23 protein-coding genes are annotated in these 26,685 nt (G+C 59.8%); 10 read left to right on the top strand and 13 right to left on the bottom strand.

From position 1 onward, the window contains the following. Nucleotides 1-32: 32 nt before the first annotated feature. The 3 genes from CKW30_RS09720 to CKW30_RS09710 all read right to left on the bottom strand — a co-directional run bounded on the left by CKW30_RS09720 (nt 33) and on the right by CKW30_RS09710 (nt 2,656). The gene (locus tag CKW30_RS09720) at nt 33-890 is read right to left on the bottom strand and encodes a carboxylate/amino acid/amine transporter (protein WP_041478821.1); all 858 of its coding nucleotides are present in this window, start codon (nt 888-890) and stop codon (nt 33-35) included. Between the two features lie 619 nt (nt 891-1,509). Next, a complete protein-coding gene (locus CKW30_RS09715; RefSeq protein ID WP_095180669.1) occupies nt 1,510-2,109 on the bottom strand; it encodes an FMN-dependent NADH-azoreductase in 600 nt (199 codons plus the stop codon). Between the two features lie 232 nt (nt 2,110-2,341). Further along, entirely contained in the window at nt 2,342-2,656 is a 315-nt protein-coding gene (locus CKW30_RS09710; protein ID WP_016771198.1) for a hypothetical protein, read from the bottom strand. Nucleotides 2,657-2,705: 49 nt separating this feature from the next. Here CKW30_RS09710 and CKW30_RS09705 point away from each other — a divergent pair, with 49 nt between their 5' ends. From CKW30_RS09705 to CKW30_RS09690, 4 genes are all read left to right on the top strand, one after another. After that, complete coding sequence (locus tag CKW30_RS09705) at nt 2,706-3,629, top strand: LysR family transcriptional regulator (protein ID WP_016771199.1); 924 nt, start codon at nt 2,706-2,708, stop codon at nt 3,627-3,629. A 14-nt stretch (nt 3,630-3,643) separates the two neighbouring features. After that, the gene (locus CKW30_RS09700) at nt 3,644-4,447 is read left to right on the top strand and encodes an alpha/beta fold hydrolase (RefSeq protein WP_095180668.1); all 804 of its coding nucleotides are present in this window, start codon (nt 3,644-3,646) and stop codon (nt 4,445-4,447) included. 3 nt (nt 4,448-4,450) lie between these two features. Continuing rightward, nucleotides 4,451-5,014 carry a peptidylprolyl isomerase gene (locus CKW30_RS09695; RefSeq protein WP_095180667.1) on the top strand — a complete coding sequence of 188 codons (564 nt, stop codon included), beginning with the start codon at nt 4,451-4,453 and terminating at the stop codon, nt 5,012-5,014. A gap of 88 nt (nt 5,015-5,102) precedes the next feature. After that, nucleotides 5,103-6,935: an ABC transporter ATP-binding protein gene (locus CKW30_RS09690; RefSeq protein WP_095180666.1), complete on the top strand. Its 1,833-nt coding sequence runs from the start codon at nt 5,103-5,105 to the stop codon at nt 6,933-6,935. A 117-nt stretch (nt 6,936-7,052) separates the two neighbouring features. Here the strand turns inward: CKW30_RS09690 and CKW30_RS09685 are convergent, their stop codons facing one another. Continuing rightward, nucleotides 7,053-8,177 (bottom strand): GNAT family N-acetyltransferase, encoded by a 1,125-nt coding sequence (locus CKW30_RS09685; protein ID WP_056783630.1) that lies wholly within the window; start codon nt 8,175-8,177, stop codon nt 7,053-7,055. A gap of 280 nt (nt 8,178-8,457) precedes the next feature. Between CKW30_RS09685 and CKW30_RS09680 the strand changes: the two genes are divergently transcribed. Beyond that, complete coding sequence (locus tag CKW30_RS09680) at nt 8,458-9,780, top strand: putative porin (protein ID WP_095180665.1); 1,323 nt, start codon at nt 8,458-8,460, stop codon at nt 9,778-9,780. A 264-nt stretch (nt 9,781-10,044) separates the two neighbouring features. Here the strand turns inward: CKW30_RS09680 and CKW30_RS09675 are convergent, their stop codons facing one another. From CKW30_RS09675 to aceK, 5 genes are all read right to left on the bottom strand, one after another. Next, nucleotides 10,045-10,284: an anti-sigma factor gene (locus tag CKW30_RS09675; RefSeq protein ID WP_056783624.1), complete on the bottom strand. Its 240-nt coding sequence runs from the start codon at nt 10,282-10,284 to the stop codon at nt 10,045-10,047. Next, complete coding sequence (locus tag CKW30_RS09670) at nt 10,278-10,889, bottom strand: RNA polymerase sigma factor (protein ID WP_095180664.1); 612 nt, start codon at nt 10,887-10,889, stop codon at nt 10,278-10,280. The genes CKW30_RS09675 and CKW30_RS09670 overlap by 7 nt, the downstream gene beginning before the upstream one ends. 135 nt (nt 10,890-11,024) lie before the next feature. Beyond that, nucleotides 11,025-12,146: a beta-ketoacyl-ACP synthase III gene (locus CKW30_RS09665; RefSeq protein WP_095180663.1), complete on the bottom strand. Its 1,122-nt coding sequence runs from the start codon at nt 12,144-12,146 to the stop codon at nt 11,025-11,027. Between the two features lie 399 nt (nt 12,147-12,545). Beyond that, nucleotides 12,546-16,457, bottom strand: coding sequence for an ATP-dependent RNA helicase HrpA (gene hrpA, locus CKW30_RS09660; protein WP_095180662.1), 3,912 nt, complete (start codon nt 16,455-16,457; stop codon nt 12,546-12,548). 273 nt (nt 16,458-16,730) lie between these two features. Beyond that, nucleotides 16,731-18,452 carry a bifunctional isocitrate dehydrogenase kinase/phosphatase gene (gene aceK / locus CKW30_RS09655; protein ID WP_095180661.1) on the bottom strand — a complete coding sequence of 574 codons (1,722 nt, stop codon included), beginning with the start codon at nt 18,450-18,452 and terminating at the stop codon, nt 16,731-16,733. A gap of 214 nt (nt 18,453-18,666) precedes the next feature. Here aceK and CKW30_RS09650 point away from each other — a divergent pair, with 214 nt between their 5' ends. Beyond that, nucleotides 18,667-19,575, top strand: a complete 909-nt coding sequence (locus CKW30_RS09650) for a DMT family transporter (RefSeq protein ID WP_056783615.1) — start codon at nt 18,667-18,669, stop codon at nt 19,573-19,575. A gap of 113 nt (nt 19,576-19,688) precedes the next feature. Here the strand turns inward: CKW30_RS09650 and CKW30_RS09645 are convergent, their stop codons facing one another. Then, the gene (locus tag CKW30_RS09645) at nt 19,689-20,552 is read right to left on the bottom strand and encodes a DMT family transporter (RefSeq protein ID WP_095180660.1); all 864 of its coding nucleotides are present in this window, start codon (nt 20,550-20,552) and stop codon (nt 19,689-19,691) included. A gap of 446 nt (nt 20,553-20,998) precedes the next feature. Between CKW30_RS09645 and CKW30_RS09640 the strand changes: the two genes are divergently transcribed. Continuing rightward, nucleotides 20,999-21,535 carry a hypothetical protein gene (locus CKW30_RS09640; RefSeq protein ID WP_056783608.1) on the top strand — a complete coding sequence of 179 codons (537 nt, stop codon included), beginning with the start codon at nt 20,999-21,001 and terminating at the stop codon, nt 21,533-21,535. A gap of 43 nt (nt 21,536-21,578) precedes the next feature. Beyond that, a complete protein-coding gene (locus tag CKW30_RS27220) occupies nt 21,579-21,755 on the top strand; it encodes a hypothetical protein (protein WP_159894654.1) in 177 nt (58 codons plus the stop codon). A gap of 45 nt (nt 21,756-21,800) precedes the next feature. Here CKW30_RS27220 and CKW30_RS09635 read toward each other — a convergent pair whose 3' ends face one another. Both CKW30_RS09635 and cysK read right to left on the bottom strand, forming a co-directional pair. Beyond that, entirely contained in the window at nt 21,801-22,739 is a 939-nt protein-coding gene (locus CKW30_RS09635; protein WP_041478836.1) for an aspartyl/asparaginyl beta-hydroxylase domain-containing protein, read from the bottom strand. 184 nt (nt 22,740-22,923) lie between these two features. Then, nucleotides 22,924-23,898 (bottom strand): cysteine synthase A, encoded by a 975-nt coding sequence (gene cysK, locus CKW30_RS09630; RefSeq protein WP_095180659.1) that lies wholly within the window; start codon nt 23,896-23,898, stop codon nt 22,924-22,926. A 141-nt stretch (nt 23,899-24,039) separates the two neighbouring features. Between cysK and CKW30_RS09625 the strand changes: the two genes are divergently transcribed. After that, nucleotides 24,040-25,116, top strand: a complete 1,077-nt coding sequence (locus CKW30_RS09625; protein ID WP_056783605.1) for a DUF748 domain-containing protein — start codon at nt 24,040-24,042, stop codon at nt 25,114-25,116. Here CKW30_RS09625 and CKW30_RS09620 read toward each other — a convergent pair. Next, entirely contained in the window at nt 25,113-25,610 is a 498-nt protein-coding gene (locus CKW30_RS09620; RefSeq protein ID WP_095180658.1) for a helix-turn-helix domain-containing protein, read from the bottom strand. The two genes, CKW30_RS09625 and CKW30_RS09620, sit on opposite strands and share 4 nt — an antisense overlap. Before the next feature lie 225 nt (nt 25,611-25,835). Between CKW30_RS09620 and CKW30_RS09615 the strand changes: the two genes are divergently transcribed. Continuing rightward, nucleotides 25,836-26,681 (top strand): MoxR family ATPase, encoded by an 846-nt coding sequence (locus CKW30_RS09615; RefSeq protein WP_007911294.1) that lies wholly within the window; start codon nt 25,836-25,838, stop codon nt 26,679-26,681. Nucleotides 26,682-26,685: the final 4 nt, after the last annotated feature.

The raw sequence follows: 26,685 nt of genomic DNA, 5'->3' as shown, positions 1-26,685 counted from the left end.
AAGATCGCAGCCTTCGGCAGCTCCTGCACGGGTTACGCAGTGCGTTTAATGCCCAACCGACTGATCCACACCGCTGCCAGAATCACACCCCCGCCAAGGAACAACCGCCCCAGTTCCTCATGCTGATTCCAGATCAGCAGATTCAACAGCAACCCCACCGGCACGTGCAGGTTGTTCATCACCGCCAGTGTTCCGCCGTTGACCATGCACGCGCCCTTGTTCCACCAGTACAGACCCAATGCAGTCGAGACCAGACCGAGAAACAGCAACACGCCCCATTGCAACGGCGCTTCCGGCAGGAAGTTCGACTTGCCGAACAACAGGAACGCTGGCAGCACAACCGCCAATGCACCGAGGTAGAAATAACCGAAACGGCGGTAATGCGGCAGGTCACTCGGATGCTTCGCCACCAGATGCTTGTACAGGACCTGCCCGGCGGCATAAGTGAAGTTGGCCAGTTGCAGCAGCAGGAAGCCCATGAAGAAGTCGGGACTGATGCTGTCGAAGCGAATCACCGCCGCACCCCCGACTGCTACCAGCGCAGCAATCAACGCCCACGGGTTGAAGCGGCGGTTCAGCGCGTCTTCGATCAACGTCACGTGCAGCGGCGTGAGAATGGTGAACAGCAACACCTCCGGCACCGTCAGCACGCGGAAGCTCAGGTACAGGCAGACGTAAGTCACCCCGAACTGCAACGCGCCGATGAGCAACATGCCACGCATGAACGCCGGCTCCACCGAACGCCAGCGCGTCAACGGAATAAACACCAGCCCGGCCAACACCACACGGACCAGCACCGCAAAGTAACTGTCGACATGCCCAGCCAGGTATTCGCCGATCAGACTGAAGGAAAACGCCTGGATCAGCGTGACAAAAAGTAGATAGCCCATGCTCGCCTCGAAAATCGAATGGCGGCGACGATAGCGGTTTTTCGGATGGGCTCCAACAGCAAACGGCGCCGGAATCAAAAGCCCCTCACCCTAGCCCTCTCCCGGAGGGAGAGGGGACTGACCGAGGTGGTTGGGCAAGCTACGCCGACATGAAATACCGCATCGAATCCAAAGAAGCCAAAAACCGGCCCTCCACCGCTCAACACAATGAGCGCAAGCTCGAGTACCGCTCTTGATCTTGATCCACCCGCCCCGTCGGCAGGCTGAGCGGAGGGATCGATCCCGCAGCGAAGGAACCCCGAGCCCCATCGAGCGGGCCGAACGTTGGGGCACAGACCTTTGGTTACTTTGGAGCGTTTGCCAAAGTGACCCGCTGTAAGAGCGGAACCGCCAGCCGCAACACCGCAGTAACGGATATTCACCCAAAACCCCAAGAGCCTGGTCGGCCCAAAGGCCGCCAAGAAAACCCAGACAAAAAAAAGCCCGATCTCGCTAAAGCGTTCAATCGGGCTACAGCACTCAGGAGCAAAAGTGCAAAGGGAGGTTCGATGCGCGTGGAACCTTGAAGGGGTTGCGCCAGGTCACTTAAACAATCGGCGATTATCTGGCGATTAACCGATCAAGCGACCTGAGACAATTTGGCGTTGGCCTGATTCAGGCCCTTCTCCTGGAAGTCACCGCCCAGGTTCATGCCCTCAGCATGGATAAAGGTCACGTCGTTGATCCCGATGAAACCCATCACCTGCCGCAAGTACGGTTCCTGATGATCCGCCGGGCCACCGGCATACACGCCACCGCGAGCGGTCAGGACAAAGGCGCGCTTGCCGCTGAGCAGACCTTGCGGGCCGGTTTCGGTGTACTTGAAGGTCACCCCCGCACGCAGCACATGGTCAAGCCAGGCCTTGAGCGTGCTCGGGATCGCAAAGTTGTACATCGGTGCAGCCATCACCAGCACGTCGGCGGCGAGCAGCTCATCAGTCAATTGGTTGGAGCGGTCCAGCGACGCCTGTTCGCTGTCGTTGCGCTGCTCGGTGGGCTTCATCCAGCCGCCCAGCAAGTTGGCGTCCAGGTGCGGCACCGGGTTCGCGGCGAGGTCACGCACGGCGATCTGATCGGCAGGGTGCGCGGCTTTCCACTGAGCGATGAAGGTCTGGGTCAGTTGACGGGAAACCGAATCTTGCTGGCGGGCACTGCTTTCGATGATCAGAACGCGGGACATGGTGTGTAGCCTCCATCCGAGAATGTTGTAAGTCGATGGAGTGAAGGTTAAACAGAGTTGAATCGATGAAAAAGCGCAAATATCCGCTGTAATCCATCGATAAATTCGTTTATAAGCTAAACCCATATCCCCTGTGGGAGCGAGCCTGCTCGCGAAAGCGGAATGTCAGTCACATCATCTCTGGATGACACTCCGTCTTCGCGAGCAGGCTCGCTCCCACAGGGTAATAGCGTTATTTCGGGGTGCAGGTCAGTTTGATGCGCAGCTTGATGATCTCGCGGGTGAACTTGGCCGTGGCGTTTTTATGCTTGCCGGCCGGGACATCGATGCTGCGCGTGCGCGGTGCTTCCGGGCCGTTGCTGAACACCGCACGGCAGGTCGCATCGACGTCACCGTAATTGGCCACGCGGATCGAGCCTATGTCGTTGTCCGTGTCGTAAGTCTCGTAGTCGATCTTCATGCCGTTGAGATCCTTTTGCACATCGATCGGATAGGCAAACGCGGTCAACGGCAGCAGCGCCAGCACCACACAACAGAATTTTTTCATTCGGCAGTCTCCATGAGGGACGGCCAGCTTAGGACAAGAGGAGCTATTGATGAAAGCGCCCCGCGTGACCCTTGATCAATGGCGAACGTTGCAGGCCGTGGTCGACCACGGCGGATTCGCCCAGGCCGCCGAGGCCCTGCACCGTTCGCAATCGTCGGTGAGCTACACCGTCGCCCGCATGCAGGATCAGCTCGGCGTGCCGTTGCTGCGCATCGACGGGCGCAAAGCTGTGCTCACCGAGGCCGGCGGCGTGTTGTTGCGCCGTTCGCGGCAATTGGTCAAACAGGCCAGCCAACTCGAAGACCTCGCCCATCACATGGAGCAAGGCTGGGAAGCGGAAGTGCGGCTGGTGGTGGATGCGGCCTACCCGAGCGCGCGGATCGTCCGCGCGCTGACCGCGTTCATGCCGCAGAGTCGCGGCTGCCGCGTTCGTCTGCGCGAGGAAGTGTTGTCGGGGGTCGAGGAAGTGCTGCTCGAAGGCGTCGCGGATCTGGCGATCACCGGCCTGAGCATTCCGGGCTACCTCGGCGCGGAGTTGAGCGACGTCGAATTCGTCGCCGTCGCCCATCCTGATCATCCGCTGCATCGGCTCAATCGCGAGCTGAGCTTTCAGGATCTGGAAACCCAGATGCAAGTGGTGATCCGCGACTCCGGCCGCCAGCAGCCGCGCGATGTCGGCTGGCTCGGCGCCGAGCAGCGCTGGACCGTCGGCAGCCTTGCCACCGCCGCGACCTTTGTCAGCAGCGGCCTGGGTTTTGCCTGGCTACCGCGACACATGATCGACCGCGAATTGAAGGATGGTTCGCTCAAGCTGCTACCGTTGGATCGAGGCGGCAGCCGCAATTCGAGCTTCTATCTGTATTCGAACAAGGACAAACCCCTGGGCCCGGCCACGCAGATCCTCATCGAACTGCTGCGCACCTTCGACACCTTGCCGCTGGACGCACCGTTCGCCGCACCTGAACAAGCCTGACACGGAGTTCACCGATGGCGTATTTCGAGCACGAAGGTTGCAACCTGCACTACGAGGAATATGGCCACGGTGCGCCGCTGCTGCTGGTCCACGGGTTCGGCTCGAGCACACTGGACTGGGAAATGCAGATCCCGGCGCTGGCCGCGCACTACCGGGTGATCGTCCCGGACATTCGCGGCCACGGGCGCTCGGACAAACCCCGCGAGCGCTACAGCATTGCCGGGTTCAGCGCCGACCTGCTGGCCTTGATCGAGCACCTGCGCCTCGGCCCGGTGCACTACGTCGGGCTGTCGATGGGCGGGATGATCGGTTTTCAGCTGGCCGTCGATCAGCCGCAGGCGCTCAAGAGCCTGACCATCGTCAACAGCGCGCCACAAGTCAAATTGCGCACCCGCGACGACTACTGGCAGTGGTTCAAACGCTGGAGCCTGATGCGCCTGCTCAGCCTGGAAACCATCGGCAAAGCCCTCGGCAGCAAACTTTTCCCCAAGCCGGAACAGGCCGATCTGCGACGGAAAATGGCCGAACGCTGGGCAAAAAACGACAAACGTGCTTATCTCGCCAGCTTCGATGCGATCGTGGGCTGGGGCGTTCAGGAACGACTTTCCCGGGTGTCCTGTCCAACGCTCGTCATCAGCGCCGACCGTGATTACACACCGGTGGCGTTAAAAGAAACCTATGTAAAACTGCTGCCGGATGCGCGGCTGGTGGTCATTGACGACTCGCGCCATGCCACCCCGCTCGATCAACCCGAACGCTTCAATCACACGCTGCTGGATTTTCTCGCCACAGCCGACCTTCACTCTCAGGATCACTGACCCATGCTGAAAAAACTCGCCCTCGCCGCCGGCTCCGTACTGTTTGCCGCCAACCTGATGGCTGCTACCCCGGCCAAGGCCCCCCACGTGCTGCTGGACACCACCAACGGCCAGATCGAAATCGAACTGGACCCGGTCAAGGCACCGATCAGCACGAAGAACTTCCTTGAATACGTCGACAGCGGTTTCTACAACAACACCATTTTCCACCGCGTGATCCCGGGCTTCATGGCTCAGGGCGGCGGCTTCACCCAGCAGATGCAACAGAAAGACACCAAGGCGCCGATCAAGAACGAAGCCAGCAATGGCCTGCACAACGTTCGCGGCACCCTGTCGATGGCGCGTACTTCCAACCCTGATTCGGCGACCAGCCAGTTCTTCATCAACGTTGCCGACAACGCATTCCTCGATCCGGGCCGTGACGCCGGTTACGCCGTGTTCGCCAAAGTGGTCAAGGGCATGGATGTCGTAGACGTCATCGTCAACTCGCAGACCACCACCAAAAGCGGCATGCAGAACGTGCCTGTCGACCCTGTGATCATCAAGTCGGCCAAGCGCATCGACTGAGTTTCGCCGGGCATATAGAGCGGCGCCGGGCTGAGCCTGCGCCGCTCGCACTGATAAAAGGAGAGCCCGGATTCCGGGCGGTTATCTGATGCTCTATCGCCGTTTCGAACAACTGATCGATATCTTCCGCGACGCCCCGACGGCGTCCCCGCCGGACCGTGTCTGGCCCTTCTATATCTACTACCTGAAGCAGGTCTGGCCGAGTTTCGCCGCCCTGCTCGTCATCGGCCTGTTTGCCTCATTGATTGAGGTTGCGCTGTTCAGTTACCTGAGCCGCATCATCGATCTGGCCCAAGGCACGCCCAACCCGAATTTCTTCAGCGACCACGCCCTCGAATTGACCTGGATGCTGGTGGTCGCTCTGGTGCTGCGACCGATCTTCTTTGCTCTGCACGACCTGCTGGTGCATCAGACCCTGAGCCCGGGCATGACCAGCATGATCCGCTGGCAGAACCACAGTTACGTGCTCAAGCAGAGCCTGAATTTCTTCCAGAACGACTTCGCCGGGCGCATCGCCCAGCGCATCATGCAGACCGGCAACTCGCTGCGCGATTCCGCCGTGCAAGCGGTGGACGCGCTGTGGCACGTGGTGATCTATGCGATCAGCTCGCTGGTGCTGTTCGCCGAGGCCGACTGGCGCCTGATGATCCCGTTGCTGACCTGGATCGTCGCCTACATCGGCGCGCTGTATTACTTCGTGCCGCGCGTGAAAGAGCGTTCGGTGGAAGCCTCTGACGCGCGCTCGAAATTGATGGGCCGTATCGTCGACGGCTACACCAACATCGCCACGCTGAAACTGTTCGCTCACACCAACTTCGAACAGCACTACGCCAAGGAAGCGATCGAGGAACAGACCGTCAAAGCGCAGATGGCCGGTCGCGTGGTGACCAGCATGGACGTGGCGATTACCACCATGAACGGCCTGCTGATTGTCGGCACCACGGCGCTGGCATTGTGGCTGTGGACGCAGTCGCTGATCACCGTCGGCGCGATTGCCCTGGCCACCGGCCTGGTGATTCGCATCGTCAACATGTCCGGCTGGATCATGTGGGTGGTCACCGGCATTTTCGAAAACATCGGCATGGTCCAGGACGGTCTGCGCACCATTTCGCAACCGGTCAGCGTCACCGACCGCGAGCAGGCCAAACCGCTGGCCGTGGCCTCGGGCGAAGTGCGTTTCGAGCACGTGGATTTTCACTACGGCAAGAAGAAAGGCATCATCGGCGACCTCAATCTGACGATAAAACCGGGGGAGAAAATCGGCTTGATCGGCCCGTCCGGCGCCGGCAAATCAACCTTGGTCAACCTGTTGCTGCGCCTGTACGACGTCGAGGGCGGGCGCATCCTGATCGATGGGCAGAACATTGCCGAAGTCGGCCAGGAAAGCCTGCGTGCGCGGATCGGCATGATCACCCAGGACACCTCGCTGCTGCACCGTTCGATCCGCGACAACTTGCTCTACGGCAAACCCGACGCCACCGACGCCGAACTGTGGGAGGCGGTGCACAAGGCTCGCGCCGATGAGTTCATTCCACTGCTGTCCGACGCTGAAGGCCGCACCGGTTTCGACGCGCATGTCGGCGAGCGCGGGGTGAAACTCTCGGGCGGTCAGCGCCAGCGCATCGCGATTGCGCGGGTACTGCTCAAGGACGCGCCGATCCTGATCATGGACGAAGCCACCTCGGCACTGGATTCGGAAGTCGAAGCGGCGATTCAGGAAAGCCTCGAGACCTTGATGCAGGGCAAAACCGTGATCGCCATTGCCCACCGTCTCTCGACCATCGCGCGCATGGATCGGCTGGTGGTGCTGGAAAACGGCAAGATCGCCGAGAGCGGCACCCACGCCGAACTGCTCGCCCATCGCGGTTTGTATGCGCGGTTGTGGGCGCACCAGACCGGAGGCTTTGTCGGCATCGATTGATCGCGCGATATGATCGTTCCCACGCTCCGCGTGGGAACGCCTCAAGGGACGCTCCGCGTCCAGTGACGCGGAGCGTCACGGCCTGCATTCCCAAGCAGAGCGTGGGAACGATCATGGTCAGGTTTGGCGATAGGGCAACGCCGTTCTCGCCTCTTCGGCATACGCCAGAACCCCAGCGCGCTCTTGCTGGAGGAAATCCTTCACCGCCGCTTTCAACCCCGGATGGCGCAGGTAATGCCAGGAATGGGTGATTACCGGTTCGAAGCCGCGAATCAACTTGTGCTCGCCCTGCGCCCCGGCATCGAAACGCTGGATGCCATGGGCAATCGCGTAATCCATGCCCTGATAAAAACACGTCTCGAAATGCAGCCGATCAAACTCGGCCAGGCAGCCCCAATAACGCCCGTAGAAACTGTCGCCACCGACCAGGCTGAACGCCATCGCCACCGGCCGGGAGCCCTGTTTGGCCAAGACCACGCGAATCGCTTCGGGCATACGTTCGGCCAGCAGGCTGAAGAACTCGCGCGTCAGGTACGGCGCCTGACGCCGCACCGCGTAGGTGTTGGCATAGCAGGCGTACACGAAATCCCACTGTGCCTCGCCCAGCTCACGCCCCTCCAGCCACTCGAACTCGAAGCCCTGCCCCGCCACCTGCTCGCGTTCCTTGCGCATCTGCTTGCGCTTTCGCGAACTGAGGGCGTCGAGGAAGTCCTGAAAGTCGCGGTAACCACGGTTCTGCCAGTGATATTGACAGCCGATGCGCTGCAGCCAGCCCGGCTGCTCGGCCATCGCCGCATCGGTAAACGGATCGGTGAAATTGATGTGCGCGCTGGACAGTTCTTCGATCTGCAGATAGCCCGGCAGGCTTTTCAGCAGTTCGAAACCGTCCTCGACCTTCGCCGCCAGCAAGCGCGGACCGCTGACCGGGCTGAAGGGCACAGCAGTCAGGAGTTTGGGGTAGTAATCGATGCCGGCACGCGCGCAGGCATCGGCCCAGCCGTGATCGAAGACGTACTCGCCGTAGGAATGCCACTTGCGATAACTGGGCAGTGCGGCGATCAGTCGATCATCTTCGATGTGCAGTAAATGTTCGGGCTGCCAGCCCGAATGCGGGCCGACACTGCCGCTGTCTTCCAGCGCGCTGAGGAAGGCGTGACGCAGGAATGGCTGGTTGTCCGGCACCAGCGCATCCCAGCTTGCCGGGGCGATTTCTGACAGGTCTTGCAGGCGTTGCAACGGCATTCACTGGCACTCCACAGCTTGGCGACAAAGCCCGGCGAGTATCGCTGATCGCGACCCCGTTGCACACGTTCAATCGGCCGACAGCGCTCTAACTCGATAGTTCACGCCTGATACGCATCGTCATCAACCTGCCATCACTGTGCCACCGCTCTGTCATAAACCATCGCGATACTGGCGCCTGTTTTTAGAGCGCCGGGTTCTAACCCGGACACAGTTTTCCGGCCTTCAGCCGGTTGTGCCCAGGATGGTTCAGCCATCCCCTTCATCTTCGGAGATTGCTATGCGTCTTGCTTCCACGAAAACTGCAGCGGCCCTGTGCGGCGGCTTGTTGCTGGCCATGAGCGTTCCGGCCAGTGCTGCAGTCGACGCCAAACTGCTCGACATGCTCAAGGCCAACGGGTCGATTTCCCAGGCGCAGTACATCGAGCTGCAAACAGAACTGGCCAAGGATCAGAAGGCTCAGCAAATCGCCCAACAGGCGCAGCAGGAAACCAACGAACAAGTGGCGGCGGTCGCGAAGAAGACCAACGAACAGAGCCTGTTCGACCAGAAACTGGCTTGGGCGGCGAAGACCCAGTTCAAGGGCGACGTACGTATCCGCCAGGAAACCATCAAGATCGACGGCGAGCCGAACAACGGCGGCCGCGACAAGGATCGCCAGCGCATCCGTGCGCGTCTGGGCGCCTACACCGAGATCAACCCGCAAGTCGACACCGGCATCCGCATCGCCACCGGCGGCGGTGACGACGCGCGTTCGACCAACCAGGATCAGGACAACTACTTCGACAAGAAGCAGATCTGGCTCGACCTCGGCTACATCGACTATCACCCTGATCAGATCAAGAACCTGCACGTGATCGGCGGCAAGATGCTGCAACCGTGGGTGAGCATGGGCGACGTGATCTGGGACAGCGACATCAACCCGGAAGGTCTGGCCGTTACCTACAAGTATCCATTGGGCGGCAGCGCCGAATTGTTCGGCAGCCTGGGTAACTACAACCTCAAGGACAACGTTGACGGCGACGGCGTGCAATTCCGCCACGACCTGCGCCTGACCGCTGGCCAGTTGGGCAGCCGCTTCAACATCACCGACAACCTGAAAATGACCGTCGGCGGCAGCGTCTACGCCTACCAGAACGACGAAGACAGCCGCTGCACCGGCACCTCGACGCCGTGCGCCCTGGCAGTCAACGGCAACTCGGCGAACAACCAATTCCGTCTGTATGAAGGGTTCAGCCAGATCGACATCGGCGGCCTGCCAATGCCGCTGTCGTTCTACGGCCAGTACGTGAAGAACAACGATGCCGTGACCGATCAGGACACCGCATGGTTGCTCGGCGCCAAGTCGAAAGTCTTCGGCTTCAACCTCGACTACAACTATCGCGACGTGCAGCGCAACGCCGTGGTCGGCGCGTTCACCGACTCCGACTTTGCCAACGGCACCACCGGTTCGCGCGGGCACAAGTTCAAGGTCGGTTACGACATCGACAAGAACTTCGCCGTCGGCGCCACGTACTTCCTGACCAAGGCCGACTTCGCCAGCCGCAGCCAGCGCGATGCAGATGCCAACACCCTGCAGCTGGATGCTGAAGCGAAGTTCTAAAACGGCAGCTACAAGCTACAAGCTACAAGCCAAGAGCTGCGAGTGAATGCCTTTACTTGCAGCTTGAGGCTTGAGGCTTGAGGCTTGAAGCTGCCTCACTCCGGTGCGGGCGGGACGATCCCCATCATCCGTTCGTTTCACCCGCACCGGGTTATTTCTGCAGGATGCAAAAACCCCTGTAGGAGCTGCCGAAGGCTGCGATCTTTTGATCTTGATCCTGAAAACAAGATCAAAAGATCGCAGCCTCGTTGCACTCGACAGCTCCTACAGGGGGTTGTCTTTTCGTCGTTGCTCGGCCAGGCGTTCGGCCAAGGCATCAACGTTCTCGTCCGGTTTGTCCGGCAGCGCCTTCAGGGTTGCCTGCATCACGCGCATCTGCCGCATGAAGCGCCGGCAGTTCGGGCAGAACAACAGGTGATGACGCACCATCAGCGTCTCGCGAAAGCTCAGTTGGCCGTCGAGATAATCGCTGGATCGTGCCACTTGCTCCTTGCAGGTCAACATTCTCCTGTCTCCTCAAAATGTTCCACGGTCGCAAAGACCTTCAAGCGTGCCCGGTGCAGCAGCACGCGGACATTGGAGAGCGAGATCCCCAGGAGATTACAGATCTCTTCCAGCTCCAGGCCCTGGCGTTCGCGCAACAGCAGGACACTGCTCTGCAACTCGGACAGACTCAGCAACGTATGTTCGAGGCATTCGCGCAGTTCGTTTTCAGTGAGTAGCGCTTCGGGGGTGTCCTGGTGCCAGGCGAACGGCGCGACCAGCCAGTGGCCATCGCTGGAAGAGAAGCGATCGTCACCGATGGTGCCGTGGGGCGATGGCAGGTCGTCGAGCAGGACCTCCCGGCGATTGAGCTTGTAGCGACTCTTGGCCGAATTGGCGGTGATGGTCAGCAACCAGGTCTTGAGGCTGGAACGCCCTTCGAAGCTGGCCAGATGGCGCACCACCGACAGCCAGGCATCCTGCACCACTTCCTCGACATGGCGCTGGCCCACTATCGCGTAAGCCACCGCGCGCATGGCGCTCTGATACGTGGTGACCAGTTCCTTGAAAGCCTGTTGCTCTCCCGCCAGTAAGCGCGTGAGCAGTTGGGTGTCGTCAGCCGCCATCCATCAATCCCCTTGTCCGGACTTCGAAAATGAACGCGGCAGGTGTTCACCTGCCGCGACGTCCGAAAAATTACAGCGTTTCAGCCGCTTCGAATGTAGGAAAGATCGACGCGATGAAGGGGAAATTAACCTGTTTCAGCGTTTACGCAGCAGCACGCTACCAATCGAGTAACCGGCACCGAACGAGCTGAGCACCGCAAGCGAACCCGAAGCCAGATCATCCTGATATTTATGGAAGGCAATGACCGAACCGGCCGAGCTGGTGTTGGCATAGCTGTCGAGAATCACCGGCGCTTCTTCTTCGGTAGCTTCGCGGCCGAGCAGCTTGCGCACGATCAGGTGGTTCATGCTCAAGTTGGCCTGGTGCAGCCAGAAACGTTTCACGTCGCCGACATTGAGCTGGTTTTCTTCCAGGTGCTCGCCGATCAGCTCGGCAACCATCGGGCAGACATCCTTGAACACCTTGCGGCCTTCCTGCACGAACAGCTTGTCGCGCGCGCCCACACCCTCCTCGGCAGCGCGATTGAGGAAGCCGAAGTTGTTGCGGATATTGTTGGAGAACTTGGTCAGCAATTTGGTGCTGACCACGTCGAACTGGTACGGCGAGGTCGCCAGATCCGCGCGCTCGATGATCACCGCAGTCGCGGCATCGCCGAAGATGAAGTGGCTGTCGCGATCACGGAAGTTCAGGTGCCCGGTGCAGACCTCCGGGTTGACCATTAGGATCGCCCGCGCCTGGCCCAGTTGCACGCTGTTGGCGGCGGCCTGGATGCCGAAGGTGGCCGAAGAACACGCCACGTTCATGTCGAAACCGAAACCTTCAATGCCCAGCGCTTCCTGGACTTCGATGGCGATGGCCGGGTAAGCGCGTTGCAGGTTCGAGCAGGCGACGATCACGCCGTCGATGTCGGCTGCGGTTTTGCCGGCTCGTTGCAGGGCTTGTTCAGCCGCGCCGACGGCCATCTGGCAGAGCACCGACCATTCGTCGTTGGAGCGCTCGGGCAAGCGCGGGGCCATGCGTTGCGGATCGAGGATGCCGTCCTTGTCCATGACAAAGCGGCTCTTGATGCCCGAGGCTTTTTCGATGAACGCGGCGCTGGATTCGGTCAGGGCCTGGACTTCACCGCTGGCAATGGCCTCGGCGTTATCGGCGTTGAACTGGGCGACGTAGGTATTGAAAGACTGCACCAGCTCTTCATTGGAGATGCTGTTGGCCGGTGTGTACAGGCCGGTGCCGCTGATGACGACATTATGCATGGTCGTTTCTCTAATCTGTTCAGGCAGAAAGTGCTGGAACCGTCGTACCAACACGCAAAGGGTCTATTCCCATCCGGGGGACGCAAACCTGGCATCGTTTTATTCCGCAGCGCGACACGGCCGAAGGCTCTGGGTCGCGAAACGGCGGGTTATGGTGGCGAAGTTTGCCATAAACCCGAGGTTTTGGCGCCGTTCTCAAGCACAACTGCCATTCACTCCATGAACTCAACTCTGTGGCGAGGGGATTTATCCCCGTTCGACTGCGAAGCAGTCGCCAACCCACCACGCTCGGTATCTGATGAACCGAGGCGTAGGTCTTGGGGCGGCTTCGCCACCCAACGGGGATAAATCCCCTCGCCACAAAGCCCGCTCCACAGGGGGATTGTGTATGGCTGCAGGTCAGGGCTCGACCTGGCTCCACTGTTTGCTCAGGCGCTTGTCGGAGATCGGCACTTTCGTCCCCAACTGCTGAGCAAACAACGACACGCGGTATTCCTCCAGCCACCAGCGGTACAACTCCAGCTGCGGATCACGCTTGCCTTCCTGCGCATGCTTGGCCGCGCGGGTCTGGTATTGCGCCCACAGGCCAGCGAGTTCGCCACTCCAGACGCGGTCCTTCTGCACCTGTGCACCGAGCTTCTCGAAACGCTGCTCGACCGCTTTCAGGTAACGCGGTAACTCTTTGAACCACTGCATCGGCGTTTCGCGGACGAAACCCGGATAGACCAGATTGCCGATCTGCTGCTTGATGTCGTTCAATGCCACCGCTTGCGCCAGATCGATCTTGCCCTTGAAGCGTTTTTGCAGACCGTGCCAGATCTTGAGGATTTCCAGCGTCAGCCGCGCGACACGCTCGGCGTGCTCGGTCCAGTTGCCGCGTTTGCGTTCGGCCAATGCCGCCAATCCGGCGCCATCGCGGGGCAACGGGTCTTCACCTTCGAGAATGCAGCTGTCGAGGCTGGCCAGCAGAATGTCTTCGACCAGCGCATCGACGCGGCCCAGTTCGCGATACAGCAAGCCCAGTTCAGTCTGCCCCGGCAACTTGCCCCGGAGGAATTTCGCCGGCTCGGCCAGTTGCTGCATCAACAAACGCTGCAAGGCCCGACGATGCTGGAACTCGGCTTCGGCCGGGGTCGAGAAGCGCCCTTCCTTGACCGCGCCGCCCTCTTCCACCAGCGCCGGGTACACCGTCATCGACAGCCCGGCGATCTTCTGCTGGGTCTTTTCTGCTACCGGCGCAAAGACTTTCGCCTCCACCGGCTGCTGACTTTTCGCGCTCTGCGGCACCGCCAGCGCGGCCTGGCTGGCTTCGGCGAAGCGTGCGGTCAGCTCAGCCAGATCGCGGCCTTCGCCAAGGAACTTGCCCTCGCCGTCGACAATTTCCAGGTTCATGCGCAGGTGGCTTTCAACCTGCTGCGCCGCTTCCGCCCACGCTTCATCGCTGACCCGCGCGCCGGTCATGCGCAGCAGCTCGCGACCGAGCGCTTGCGGCAGCGAACCTTCGGCGAAAGTCATGCGCTGCAACGCGGCCTTGATGAAGTCCGGCACTGGCACGAAGTTCTTGCGCAGGGCTTTCGGCAGGTTGCGCACCAGGGCAATGCACTTGGCCTCGATCAGGCCCGGCACCAGCCATTCCAGACGCTCCGGCGGCAACATCGGCAGCAACGGCGCCGGCACGCGCAAGGTCACGCCGTCGCGCGGGTGATTGGGTTCGAAATGGTAGGTCAGCGCCAGTTCCAGATCGCCGATGTGCAGGGTGTCCGGGTAATCACGGGCGGTGACTTCACTGGCCTCGCGGGCCAGCACGTCTTCTTCGCGCATGATCAGCAGCTGCGGGTCTTTCTGGCTGTTGACCTTGTACCAACTGTCGAAGGTCGCGGTCTGGTGGATCTCCGCCGGCAGACGCGCATCGTAGAAGGCGTACAAGGTTTCTTCGTCGGCGAGAATGTCGCGACGGCGAGCCTTGGCTTCCAGTTCGTCGAGCTGCTCGAGCAGTTTCTGATTGGCGCTCAGGCATTTGGCCCGCGACTGAATCTCGCCGCGCACCAGACCTTCGCGGATAAACAGCTCACGCGACACCACCGGATCGACCGGGCCGTAATGCACCGGGCGGCGACCGACCACGATCAGGCCGAACAGGGTGATCTGCTCATAGGCTACGACCTGACCGCGCTTCTTCTCCCAATGCGGCTCGAAATGGTTTTTCTTGATCAGGTGCCCGGCCAGCGGTTCGATCCAGTCGGCATCGATCTTGGCGACCATCCGCGCGTAGAGTTTGGTGGTTTCGACCAGCTCAGCAGTCATCAGCCACTGCGGACGCTTCTTGCCGATGCCCGACGACGGATGAATCCAGAAGCGCCGTTGCCGCGCGCCGAGGTAATCGCCGTCTTCGGTTTTCTGGCCAATCTGGCTGAGCAAGCCGACCAGCACCGCTTTGTGCAGCTTCGGATAATCCGCCGGCTCTTTGTTCAGGCTCAGCTGCATGTCGCGGCAGATCAGGCTCAACTGACGGTGAGAATCACGCCACTCGCGCAAGCGCAGGTAATTGAGGAAATTCTTCCGGCACCAGTTGCGCAGCGGATTGGCGGTCAGCGCCTGACGTTGCTCTTCGAAACCACGCCAAAGATTGACCAGCCCGGCGAAGTCCGAATCCGGGTCCTTCCATTGTGCATGGGCCTGATCCGCCGCTTGCTGACGCTCCGGTGGACGCTCGCGCGGGTCCTGAATCGACATGGCGCTGGCGACGATCAGCACTTCCTGCAGACTGCCAAGCCTGGCCGCTTCCAGGAGCATGCGACCCATGCGCGGGTCGACCGGCAAGCGCGCCAACTGGCGACCGAGCGGCGTCAGCTGACTGTTGCGATCTACTGCCGAAAGCTCTTGCAGCAGGTTGAAACCGTCGCTGATCGCCTTGCCGTCCGGCGGTTCGATAAACGGGAACGCTGTGATTTCGCCGAGGCGCAGATGGAGCATCTGCAAAATAACGGCGGCGAGGTTGGTGCGCAGAATTTCCGGATCGGTAAATTCCGGGCGGCCGAGGAAATCCTCTTCGCTGTACAAACGCACGCAGATACCCGGCTCGACCCGCCCGCAGCGACCTTTACGTTGATTGGCGCTGGCCTGGGAAATCGCTTCGATCGGCAAACGCTGGACCTTGGCCCGATAGCTGTAGCGGCTGATACGCGCGGTACCGCTGTCGATCACATAGCGAATGCCCGGCACGGTCAGCGAGGTTTCGGCGACGTTGGTCGCCAGCACCACACGGCGGCCCGGGTGCGACTGGAAGATGCGCTGCTGTTCAGCCGGCGACAGGCGCGCGTACAGCGGCAGGATTTCAGTGTGCTTGAGCTGGGCCTTGCGCAGCATGTCGGCAGCATCGCGAATCTCGCGCTCGCCGGGCAGGAACACCAGCACATCCCCCGGACTGCGCCGTTCGCTGCGCTCATACGCGGCGATTTCGTCGAGGGTGGCGAGAATCGCCTGATCGACGGTCAGGTCATCCTCGACCCGGTTGCCCTCTTCGTCCTGCTCCAGCGTCAGCGGCCGGTACCAGGTTTCCACCGGGAAAGTACGACCCGACACTTCGACGATCGGCGCGTCATCGAAGTGCTTGGAGAAGCGCTCCAGATCGATGGTCGCCGAAGTGATGATGACCTTCAGGTCGGGACGGCGTGGCAGCAGGGTTTTCAGGTAACCGAGGAGGAAATCGATGTTGAGGCTGCGTTCGTGGGCTTCGTCGACGATGATCGTGTCGTAGCGTTCCAGATAACGGTCGTTCTGGGTTTCCGCCAGCAGAATGCCGTCGGTCATCAGTTTGATCAGGGTGTTGGCATCGCTTTGATCTTCGAAACGCACCTGATAGCCGACCAGCGCTCCAAGCGGCGTGCCGAGTTCTTCGGCGACGCGACTGGCCACACTGCGCGCGGCGATCCGACGCGGCTGGGTATGGCCGATCAGACCGTGCTGGCCGCGACCGATTTCCAGACAGATTTTCGGCAACTGGGTGGTTTTACCCGAACCGGTTTCGCCAGCGATGATCAGCACCTGATGTTGCTCCAGGGCCTTTTTGATTTCGTCGCGCTTGGCCGCGATCGGCAAACTGTCGTCGTAACGAATCACCGGCAGGCTCGCGCGACGCGCCAGTACCTGATCACAGGACGCCTGCATGCGCGTCACCCACTGGGCCAGTTTGGCCTCGTCGGGTTTCTTGCGCAGCTCAAGCAACTGCCGCCGCAGCCGGTGACGGTCGGCGAGCATAGCGTGATCGAGGTTTTTCAGCAGTTTGTCGATGGAGGGCGATTCGTCGGTCATCGGGTAGGCAATTCGGTCGTCTATTTATGCAGGGGCGGATTGTCGCAGATTTGGGGGGGTTGTGGCGTGTCAGGGGGATTGCGACCCTCACCCTAGCCCTCTCCCAAAGGGAGAGGGGACCGATTGGGGGATGCTTCAAAGGTACATCGACCTGAAAGAGCTTTGCCGAATCCATAATCGCCGAGCTCTTTCAGGTCGGCGTTTGACCCAAGACACCTCGGTCAGCTCCCTCTCCCTCTGGGAGAGGGCTGGGGTGAGGGGCTTTTAAAAGAGCTACTCGTTGTCGAGGCCCTTGCGCCGATATGGGAAGACGTCTATCACCTTCCCCGCCCGAATCGCCTCCTGCAAGCCCTTCCAGTAATCGGCGTTGTACAACTCGCCATGCAACTGATCGAACAGTTTGCGCTGTCCGGCATCGGCAAACAGGAACGGTGGAAACTCTTCGGGAAACACGTCCAGCGGGCCGATCGAGTACCACGGCTCAGAGGCCATTTCATCCTCCGGCGTGCGCGGTGCCGGGATGTGGCGGAAGTTGGCTTCGGTCAGGAAGCAGATTTCGTCGTAGTCGTAGAACACCACCCGGCCGTGTCGAGTGACGCCGAAGTTTTTCAGCAGCATATCCCCGGGAAAAATATTCGCCGCCGCCAGCTGCTTGATCGCCAGGCCGTAATCCTCAAGCGCTTCACGTACCTGGGCGTCGTTGGCATTTTCCAGATACAGGTTGAGCGGGGTCATCCGGCGTTCGGTCCAGCAGTGGCGGATCAGCACGGTTTCGCCTTCGACCGAAACCGTCGACGGCGCCACCTCTAGCAATTCCTCCAGACACGCCGGATCGAACTTGCTCAGCGGAAAGCGAAAATCAGCAAACTCCTGGGTATCGGCCATACGCCCAACCCGATCGACGCTTTTCACCAGTCGATATTTTTCGATCACCGTGGCGCGGTCGACGTTCTTCGACGGTGAGAAACGGTCCTTGATGATTTTGAACACGGTGTTGAAACCCGGCAAAGTGAACACGCTCATGACCATGCCGCGCACGCCCGGGGCCATGATGAACTGGTCGTCAGTGTTGGCCAGGTGATTGATCAGCGCGCGGTAAAACTCCGACTTGCCGTGCTTGTAGAAGCCGATCGAGGTGTACAGCTCGGCGATGTGCTTGCCCGGCAGGATGCGCCGCAGAAATCCGATGAACTCCGCCGGCACCGGGACATCGACCATGAAATACGAACGGGTAAAAGAAAAGATGATCGACACATCGGCTTCGTCGGTGATCAATGCATCGATCTGAATGCCCCGGCCTTCGCGGTGCAACAGCGGAATCACCAGCGGCCATTGCTCGTCGCGGGTGTAGATGCGTCCGACCAGATACGCGCCCTTGTTGCGGTAGAGCACCGAGGAAAACAGCTCGACACTCAGCTCCGGGTCCTTGCACACCCAGTCCGGCAGGTTCTCGCGCAATTGCGCTTCGAGCCGCAGCAAGTCGCCGGGCAAATCAGCGTAATCCTCGCTGAAGCGGTAATCGGCGAAGATGCTGGCGAGCATCCCGGACAACTGGCCCTGCGGCTTGTACGTACGGGTTTGCGCGGCGCGGGCACGGCGCAGGCTTGGGCGCGTGGTGTGGATGAACATGCAGCCGTCGCTGATCAGGTCGTGGCTGAACAGCCCGCAGAAAATCGAGTTGTACCAGGTTTCGGACAGCTCATCGTCGAAGCGCAGGTCGATGACACTGATATAGGCGCTTTTCACCAGCGGCCAGCAGCTGACGTTCATCAGGGTCTCTTCGTCGAAATACTCGCGCAGGCGAACGACGGTTTCGCCAACCTTTTCCTCATACAGACTGATCCGCGCCGCCGACGCGGCCTGCGCCTCCTGCCAGCGCGCCTGTTCGAAGCGCTCCCGCGCGCCATCGGTGATGCGGCGGAAATGCTCGCGGTAATCGTCGAAGCCGGCGAGGATCATCCGCGCGATCTCGGTGGCTGGCCATTGCTGCGACATAAATGAAACCTCGGCGGGAATTCGGTTGGTCTGAGCTTAGTCACGGAAACGCCCGCAGGAAAAGCGCAATTTCTGCCAAAACCGATACGGGGCTGACCGTTGACGGGGTTTCTCGTGCCGATGCATCGGCAAGCAGAATTAAAAGCCCGAATAGCGGTTGCCATGATCCGGACGCTCGGCAACACTCTCGTCCCGATCAAGCAAGGAGCCCGCCGTGAGCCCTGTCGATATTTTCCGCATGTTGTCGCTGGCCGCTATCTGGGGCGCGAGTTTTCTGTTCATGCGCATCATTGCTCCGGTGATCGGCACGATCCCGACCGGCTTCTTTCGCGTGTCGATTGCGGCCGCCGGGCTGCTGGTGATCCTTGGGCTGATGCGCATCAGCTGGGACTTCAAGGGCAAGCTGAAGACCGTGATGCTGCTTGGCGTGATCAACTCGGGGATTCCGGCGACGCTGTATTCGGTTGCCGCCCAGGTATTGCCGGCCGGCTATTCGGCGATCTTCAATGCAACCACGCCGCTGATGGGCGTGTTGATTGGCGGTTTGTTCTTCAGCGAGAAACTGACGATCGCCAAGCTGGGCGGTGTGTTCCTCGGCCTGTTCGGCGTCGGCGTGCTGACGCGCGCCGGTCCCGTGGCCTTCGACCTGCAACTGCTGATGGGCGCGGTCGCGTGCCTGCTGGCGACCACTTGTTATGGCTTTGCCGGTTTCCTCGCGCGGCGCTGGCTGGATCAGGCCGGTGGGCTGGACAGCCGTTTGTCGGCACTGGGCAGCATGCTCGGGGCGACGTTGTTTCTGCTGCCGCTGTTCGCCTACAGCGTGATCACTGCGCCGCCGGTCAGCTGGGGTGGCTGGCATGTCTGGCTGTCGCTGCTCGGCCTGGGCCTGGGTTGCACGGCGTTTGCCTACATCATCTATTTCCGCCTGCTCAGCTCGATCGGCCCGGTAAAATCGATGACCGTGACCTTCATGATCCCGCCGTTCGGCGTGTTGTGGGGGGCGTTGTTGCTGGATGAGCCGTTGTCGATGGCGCACATTTATGGCGGGGTGCTGATTGCGGCAGCGTTGTGGCTGGTGTTGAAGCCGGCGGTGGTGAGGCCTGCAAAGGTGTCAGTCCGTTAGATTTTCTGCCGCAGATATTCGCGAGCAGGCTCGCTCCCACAGAAAAATACATTCCAATGTGGGAGCGAGCCTGTTCGCGAAAGGCGGCGCAACAAGCGCCACCTGCCTATCGGCTATCCGGTTTTACGGAACACAAATACCAATCCAACAATGATCAGCAGCATTCCCAACACGCTCAACGCCGCCAGACGATTACCGAAAATCAGGTAATCCATCACTGCCGTCACCGCCGGCACCAGATAGAACAGGCTGGTGACATTCACCAGATTGCCCCGCGCGATCAGTCGATACAGCAACAGCGTCGCCAGCACCGACACCACCAGGCCCATCCATAACACCGGGACAATAAAGCCTGCGCTGTGCTCGAAGTGAAACGGCTGGAACGGTACGAACACCGCGCACAGCAACAGGCCGGCCAGGTACTGCACTGGCAGCGTACCGAGCGGATTGTCGGTGATGCGTTTTTGCATGATCGAGCCGAGCGTCATGCTCGCCAGCGCCAGCAAACCGAACAACATGCCAGCCCAGGACATTCCGGCCAGACCGATGCCCTGATAAACCACCATGATCAGCCCTGTCAGCCCCAGCGTCAGGCCGAACAGGCGGCTCGCCGAACGCTGGCGCTCCATCAGCACCACGGTGAGAATCGGCTGAACGCCCATCAGAGTGGCCATCACCCCCGGCGTGACTTTGCAGTCCAGCGCCAGCAGATAAAAGATCTGATAGGCGCCCAACAGCACCACGCCGGTGGCGATCGCAAACAGCATCGGTTTGCCGCCCTTGGGCAACTTGAGTTTGAGCAGCGGCGCCAGCAACACCAGCCCGCACAGGGCGATGGCGAAGCGAATCAGCAGAAAGGCAAAGGGCGAAGCATGGGCCAGGCCCCATTTGGAGAAAATCGCCCCGCTGCTCCACAGCAGAACGAACAGGCTCGTGGACGTCGCCGCGAGCGCGGATTGTTTCGAAAGGACAAACATGAATACCACCTGTAGTCAGGCAAGAAGCCAACTCAGCCGAAGCTGAAATTCAGTAGGTTTTTCTGGCGGGCGCGGGGGTCAGCAGAAACTGCCGATCAACCCCGCACACCAACGCCCGGCGGCGAAACGACTGCGCACACCGGCGTGCTACTGACAGGTGGAGGGTAATGACTGATCTGCACAGGCTGCCGATTCCCGCACGGCACGACGCCAGCGTTGACCGCTGAATCGACTACCGCGTTGATGAGGGATGCAGGCATGGATGCTGATCTTTATTGAGGAAATGAAGGCGTGAGCATGGCGCTCAAGCGGGCTGACTATAACCAGCCCGGGACACAGATTGCAATGACTTGGGCAATGGGCCGGTAGCGACAGTCTGGCGCCGGGTGGTTAGGGTTATTGGCGTGGCAACGGATTGTCAGGAGACATGGAATGCAAGAGATCATATGCCAAGGAAACGGACGTATTTGCGGTATCAGGTTTATCGGTCGGAGGCGAGGAAGCGGGCGGCAGTTACATTTGCGAAGCTACACAGCGAACTCGAGGCGCGCGCAATTGTTGACGTTGATTATTCCAAGGTTCGCTTCGAGGCTATTGATGCGTCCGCCATGAAAGCTTATGAGCAATGGCTCGATCCGCATTTCTGCTGGGAGGAAATTGTCCGATGGAAAGCCAAAGAACCAATGAGCTTCGATCTGGCAATCTGGTTTGATCGTGAACTGTGCGGACTTTGTTTCGCCAATCCGAACCAAAGCCGACTGAGAGTCAAGATTGTGCGTCTTGAGGGGCACCCAAACGAACACCCGCTCAAGGGCCGAATAGCGACCTTCGCCCTGACTGCCGTCACTCATTTCGCACGTATCATCGGCAGCCAGCAAATCGAAATTCAGGAGCCTCTTTCGGGAGCTATACCTCTATACCGTCAACTGGGTTTCGAATTCGACTCTGAGGGCCGTCTTGTGAAGCGTATTGACCAAGTCTAGTATCTGAGCACCTGCTCATTTAGTGATCAACGTGGGAGATCCCATGAAAGCTGTCGTTGAAAAGAAAGCATCAAACTTCAAATCCAGAAAGATGGAGAAAAAGCAGCCATCTGTTGAATTATCTGAAACCGAGATGCATCGCATCAGGAATGCACTGGTCAATCCAGCCGTTGAAGAGCCAAGCGGCGCATTAGCCGGGTCGTCCTTTTTCTTCCGCTAATGAAAAACCGCTCCCAAAGAGCGGTTTTCTATGTCTGAGCCAGCCTCAACCAAACAACCAATACCCCAGCAACGTCAGCACCAGCACCGCCAGCACCGGGCGCATTACGCGGTAGGCCTTGGGATGGCGGCGCTTCCACTGCTTGACCACGCCGCTGAAACGGTCGCTGAAGTTCTTGCTCCAGGCATAAGCCTGGTTGATGCCGCCAACGCGTTCGTCATCAAGATTCTGCGGCGCGGTGGCGCGGCCGAGCCAGCCGCTGATGAAGCGGTTGATCCGGGTCATCAAGCGGTTGCTCAGCGGACGTTCGATGTCACAGAACAGAATCACTCGAGTCTGAGCGGTTTCATTCTTGACCCAGTGCACGTAGGTCTCGTCGAACATCACGTCATCGCCGTCGCGCCAGGCATAGACCTGACCGTCGACGAAGATCCGGCAATCATCGGAGTTGGGCGTCGACAAACCGAGGTGATAGCGCAGCGAGCCGGCGAACGGATCGCGGTGCGGGTTGAGGTGACTGCCGCCCGGCAGCAGCGCAAACATCGCGCCCTTGACGTTGGGAATGGCGCTGACCAGCGCCACGGTTTTCGGGCACAGGGCTTCGGCCGATGGCAACGGTTTGTCGTACCACTTCAGATAGAAACGCTTCCAGCCTTTCTTGAAAAACGAACCGAAACCGGCATCGTTATTCTTTTCGGCAGCGCGAATGTAGCCTTCGTCGAACAGGTGCATGGCTTCGTCGCGGATGGTTTCCCAGTTGTCGCGCAGAACATCCAGTTCCGGAAACTTGCTGCGATCCAGATACGGTCTGGATGGCACTGCGGAAAACAGGTACATCAACGCGTTGTAGGGCGCGAACAGCGCGGAGTGGTTGACGAACTGGCGCAATACCGGCAAACGCGCCTTGCCGCGCAAATGCACATAGAGCGTGCTGCCCAGAAACAGCAACAGCACAAACGCCTTGGCGGCAAACGAAACGGTCATCAACAACTCCTTGAATAAAGACAACGCTGCGCAATGCCCTTTACCCGGCATGGCAGCCGGCCATGATAAACACTACCGGCTCCGGGAAAAACCCGCCTGACGCAAGATTCAGTGTTAAGCATTACGCAACAAAGCCTTTATTAACATGCAGCACCTGAACCTCGGCTGACCTGAATCAACAGGCTTACTGCTGGTTCTCCTGCTCGGTAAACAGGTCACTGAACAGCATGCTCGACAGGTAACGCTCACCCGAATCCGGCAGCACCACGACGATGGTTTTACCCTGCATCTCTGGTTTCTCCGCCAGACGCACCGCCACCGCCATGGCAGCACCGCAGGAAATGCCACACAAAATCCCCTCTTCCTGCATCAGGCGCAGAGCCATGGCCTTGGATTCTTCATCGGTCACCTGTTCGACACGATCGACCATCGACAGATCAAGGTTCTTCGGCACAAAACCGGCACCGATGCCTTGAATCTTGTGCGGGCTCGGCTTGATCTCGGCGCCGGCCAGAGCCTGGGTGATGACGGGCGAAGATGCCGGCTCGACAGCCACGGACAGAATCGGTTTACCGGCGGTGTTCTTGATATACCGCGAGACACCGGTAATGGTTCCGCCGGTGCCGACGCCTGCCACCAGCACATCCACGGCGCCGTCGGTGTCGTTCCAGATTTCCGGGCCGGTGGTCTTTTCATGAATCGCCGGGTTGGCCGGGTTATCGAACTGCGCCGGCATGAAATATTTATCGGTATCGCTGGCGACGATTTCCGCGGCTTTCTCGATGGCGCCCTTCATGCCCTTGGCCGGCTCGGTCAACACCAGTTCCGCGCCCAAGGCTTTAAGAACCTTGCGGCGCTCGATGCTCATCGATGCCGGCATGGTCAGCATCAACTTGTAGCCACGCGCAGCGGCAACGAAGGCCAGACCGATACCGGTGTTACCGGAAGTCGGCTCGACAATGGTCATGCCCGGCTTGAGTCTGCCGCTGCCTTCGGCGTCCCAGATCATGTTGGCGCCGATTCGGCATTTGACCGAGTAACCGGGATTGCGCCCCTCGATCTTGGCCAGAATCGTAACCCCGCGCGGCGCGATGCGGTTGATCTGGACCAGCGGCGTATTACCGATGGAGTGGGCGTTGTCAGCGTAAATACGGCTCATGGCTGGGTCCTTATGCAGCGTTGAATTCAGCCTTCCAAGGTAAGCCCGTTGCCGATCACAGTCCAGTCGGGTCGAACGTCTGCAAACGCGCGGAGTCAATCGCATTGAATCGTCAAGCCACACTCTTGAAGGAACAATGGCATGAAACGTCGTTACAGCTGGCCGCTCTGGACCCTGGCGGGTGTCGTGGTGCTGCTGGTCGCCCTGCATTTCGCCCTGCCCTATCTGGTACGCGACTACCTCAATGACAAGCTCGCGGACATGGGCGATTACCGTGGCCAGATCACCGACGTCGACCTCGCGCTGTGGCGTGGTGCGTACAAAATCAACGGCCTGAAAATCGTCAAGGTCGACGGCAAGGTCCCGGTGCCGTTCGTCGATGCGCCGTTGATCGACCTGTCGGTGAGCTGGCATTCGCTGTGGTACGACCACGCCGTGGTCGCGCAGGTGCAATTCCTCAATCCCGAAATCAACTTCGTCGACGGTGGCCCCAACAAGCAGAACTCGCAAACCGGTCAGGGCACCGACTGGCGTGAACAATTGGGCAAGCTGCTGCCGATCACCCTCGATGAAGTGCAGATCAACGACGGCCGTATCACCTTCCGCAACTTCAATTCCAAGCCGCCGGTGAACATGAATGCCAGCAACGTCAACGCCAGCATCTACAACCTGACCAATGTGGTCGACAAGGAAGGCAAACGCGACGCGCGCTTTGAAGGCAAAGCTTTGCTGCTGGGCCACGCGCCATTGGAAACCACCGCCACCTTCGATCCGCTGAGCAACTTCGAAGACTTTGAATTCCGTCTGCGCGCTCGCGACATCGAGCTCAAACGCATGAACGACTTCGCCGCCGCCTACGGCAAGTTCGACTTCAACGCCGGCCACGGCGACGTGGTTATCGAAGCGAAGGCAGAGAAAGCCCGACTCACCGGCTACATCAAACCCCTGCTGCGCGACGTCGACGTATTCAACTGGCAGCAAGACGTCGAGAACAAGAATAAAGGCCTGTTCCGCTCAATCTGGGAAGCGCTGGTCGGCGGCACCGAGACCGTGCTGAAAAACCAGAACAAAAACCAGTTCGCCACTCGCGTCGAACTCAGCGGCAATGTTCACCAGCAGAACGTCAACGCCTTCGAAGCGTTTTTGCAGATTTTGCGCAATGGCTTCATCCAGGCATTCAATGCGCGATATGAGCGGCCGAAGCCGGATGAGGGTTAATTTTTGCGGTTGACGACATATCGACCTGTGTCTTCGGCCGCTATCGATGAACGCTGTTGCAGCGAATCCCAGCCCAGACAGGCCAACGCCAAAGAACGTGGCACTGCTTCACGCCCATTGCTGTAACGGCTGATGCTGCGAGCGCTCACACCGAGCGCTTCGGCCGCATCATTGAGAGAAAGTCCGGTACGGGCGCGCCAATCGATAAAAATGCGCGTGTTCTCATCCTGGGCATTTTGCGCTAGCGCATCCATATACAAGGTGTCTGCACCGATCTGTACGTCGGGATCAACCCATTCAACGATCCACCCCTCGTCCCCGACTACGGCAGTCGCAAAGACTTCGCGATCAAGCAGTGGCCGCAGACCTGGATAAGTATGAATATCCATCCCCAAATCAACTGTCAGTTCCTGACCATTGATAAATGTCAGCGCCAACCTGAAATCCGACAGGACGTGCGCAGATCGCAGACGCGGCCGTTTCATGGGTAACATCGATTTTCTGCCCTTTTTACTAACCGAGTAAGAAAGGCTATCGCCAAATCGGCGATACCGAAATACTGGCCATCCGCCGAGACTGAGTCAACATGTGACGCTCCATTCAGAGACTGAATAAGCCGTCTGCGTTCACAGTCGACCGGCGTGCGCGTTATAGTCGGGCATCCGATTATTCGCCCCGCCCTGCCCGCAAGGTCAGCGTTACCGTTCGAGGATTTGCAGATGAAGTTCGAAGGCACCCAGGCCTACGTCGCCACCGATGACCTGAAGCTGGCGGTCAACGCCGCCATCACCCTGGAACGGCCGCTGCTGGTCAAGGGTGAGCCGGGCACCGGCAAGACCATGCTCGCCGAGCAACTGGCCGAGTCGTTCGGGGCCAAGCTGATCACCTGGCACATCAAGTCCACCACCAAGGCCCATCAGGGTCTGTACGAGTACGACGCGGTCAGCCGTTTGCGCGACTCGCAGCTGGGCAATGAAAAAGTCCATGACGTGCGCAATTACCTGAAGAAGGGCAAGCTCTGGGAAGCCTTTGAGTCCGAGGAGCGGGTGATTCTGCTGATCGACGAAATCGACAAGGCCGACATCGAGTTCCCCAACGACCTGTTGCAAGAACTCGACAAGATGGAGTTCTACGTTTACGAAATCGACGAGACCATCAAGGCCAAGAAGCGCCCGATCATCATCATTACTTCCAACAACGAGAAAGAGCTGCCGGACGCCTTCCTGCGCCGCTGCTTCTTCCACTACATCGCTTTCCCCGACCGCACTACCCTGCAGAAAATCGTCGACGTGCACTACCCGGACATCAAAAAGGACCTGGTCAGCGAAGCGCTCGACGTGTTCTTCGACGTGCGCAAGGTACCGGGCCTGAAGAAAAAGCCTTCGACGTCCGAGCTGGTCGACTGGCTGAAACTGCTGATGGCCGACAACATCGGCGAAGCGGTGCTGCGCGAGCGCGATCCGACCAAAGCCATTCCGCCGCTGGCAGGCGCACTGGTGAAAAACGAACAGGACGTGCAACTGCTTGAGCGCCTGGCGTTCATGAGCCGGCGCGGCACCCGCTAAGAGG

It is taken from the genome of Pseudomonas sp. Irchel 3F6 (assembly GCF_900187595.1).
GTDB lineage: Bacteria > Pseudomonadota > Gammaproteobacteria > Pseudomonadales > Pseudomonadaceae > Aquipseudomonas > Aquipseudomonas siliginis.
Note: the sequence above shows the minus strand (reverse complement) of the source record. Positions and strands in the feature narration are given on the sequence as shown.

Coding starts and splice junctions, on each gene's coding strand:
- hrpA (WP_095180662.1), bottom strand. CDS start 16,457: ATGACCGACGAATCGCCCTCCATCGACAAACTGCTGAAAAACCTCGAT.
- CKW30_RS09685 (WP_056783630.1), bottom strand. CDS start 8,177: ATGCCGTTGCAACGCCTGCAAGACCTGTCAGAAATCGCCCCGGCAAGC.
- CKW30_RS09715 (WP_095180669.1), bottom strand. CDS start 2,109: ATGTCCCGCGTTCTGATCATCGAAAGCAGTGCCCGCCAGCAAGATTCG.
- CKW30_RS09690 (WP_095180666.1), top strand. CDS start 5,103: ATGCTCTATCGCCGTTTCGAACAACTGATCGATATCTTCCGCGACGCC.
- CKW30_RS09665 (WP_095180663.1), bottom strand. CDS start 12,146: ATGCATAATGTCGTCATCAGCGGCACCGGCCTGTACACACCGGCCAAC.
- cysK (WP_095180659.1), bottom strand. CDS start 23,898: ATGAGCCGTATTTACGCTGACAACGCCCACTCCATCGGTAATACGCCG.
- CKW30_RS09695 (WP_095180667.1), top strand. CDS start 4,451: ATGCTGAAAAAACTCGCCCTCGCCGCCGGCTCCGTACTGTTTGCCGCC.
- CKW30_RS09620 (WP_095180658.1), bottom strand. CDS start 25,610: ATGTTACCCATGAAACGGCCGCGTCTGCGATCTGCGCACGTCCTGTCG.
- CKW30_RS09615 (WP_007911294.1), top strand. CDS start 25,836: ATGAAGTTCGAAGGCACCCAGGCCTACGTCGCCACCGATGACCTGAAG.
- CKW30_RS09710 (WP_016771198.1), bottom strand. CDS start 2,656: ATGAAAAAATTCTGTTGTGTGGTGCTGGCGCTGCTGCCGTTGACCGCG.
- CKW30_RS09670 (WP_095180664.1), bottom strand. CDS start 10,889: ATGGCGGCTGACGACACCCAACTGCTCACGCGCTTACTGGCGGGAGAG.
- CKW30_RS09720 (WP_041478821.1), bottom strand. CDS start 890: ATGGGCTATCTACTTTTTGTCACGCTGATCCAGGCGTTTTCCTTCAGT.
- CKW30_RS09705 (WP_016771199.1), top strand. CDS start 2,706: ATGAAAGCGCCCCGCGTGACCCTTGATCAATGGCGAACGTTGCAGGCC.
- CKW30_RS09700 (WP_095180668.1), top strand. CDS start 3,644: ATGGCGTATTTCGAGCACGAAGGTTGCAACCTGCACTACGAGGAATAT.
- CKW30_RS09680 (WP_095180665.1), top strand. CDS start 8,458: ATGCGTCTTGCTTCCACGAAAACTGCAGCGGCCCTGTGCGGCGGCTTG.
- aceK (WP_095180661.1), bottom strand. CDS start 18,452: ATGTCGCAGCAATGGCCAGCCACCGAGATCGCGCGGATGATCCTCGCC.
- CKW30_RS09625 (WP_056783605.1), top strand. CDS start 24,040: ATGAAACGTCGTTACAGCTGGCCGCTCTGGACCCTGGCGGGTGTCGTG.
- CKW30_RS09635 (WP_041478836.1), bottom strand. CDS start 22,739: ATGACCGTTTCGTTTGCCGCCAAGGCGTTTGTGCTGTTGCTGTTTCTG.
- CKW30_RS09645 (WP_095180660.1), bottom strand. CDS start 20,552: ATGTTTGTCCTTTCGAAACAATCCGCGCTCGCGGCGACGTCCACGAGC.
- CKW30_RS09675 (WP_056783624.1), bottom strand. CDS start 10,284: ATGTTGACCTGCAAGGAGCAAGTGGCACGATCCAGCGATTATCTCGAC.
- CKW30_RS27220 (WP_159894654.1), top strand. CDS start 21,579: ATGAAAGCTGTCGTTGAAAAGAAAGCATCAAACTTCAAATCCAGAAAG.
- CKW30_RS09640 (WP_056783608.1), top strand. CDS start 20,999: ATGCCAAGGAAACGGACGTATTTGCGGTATCAGGTTTATCGGTCGGAG.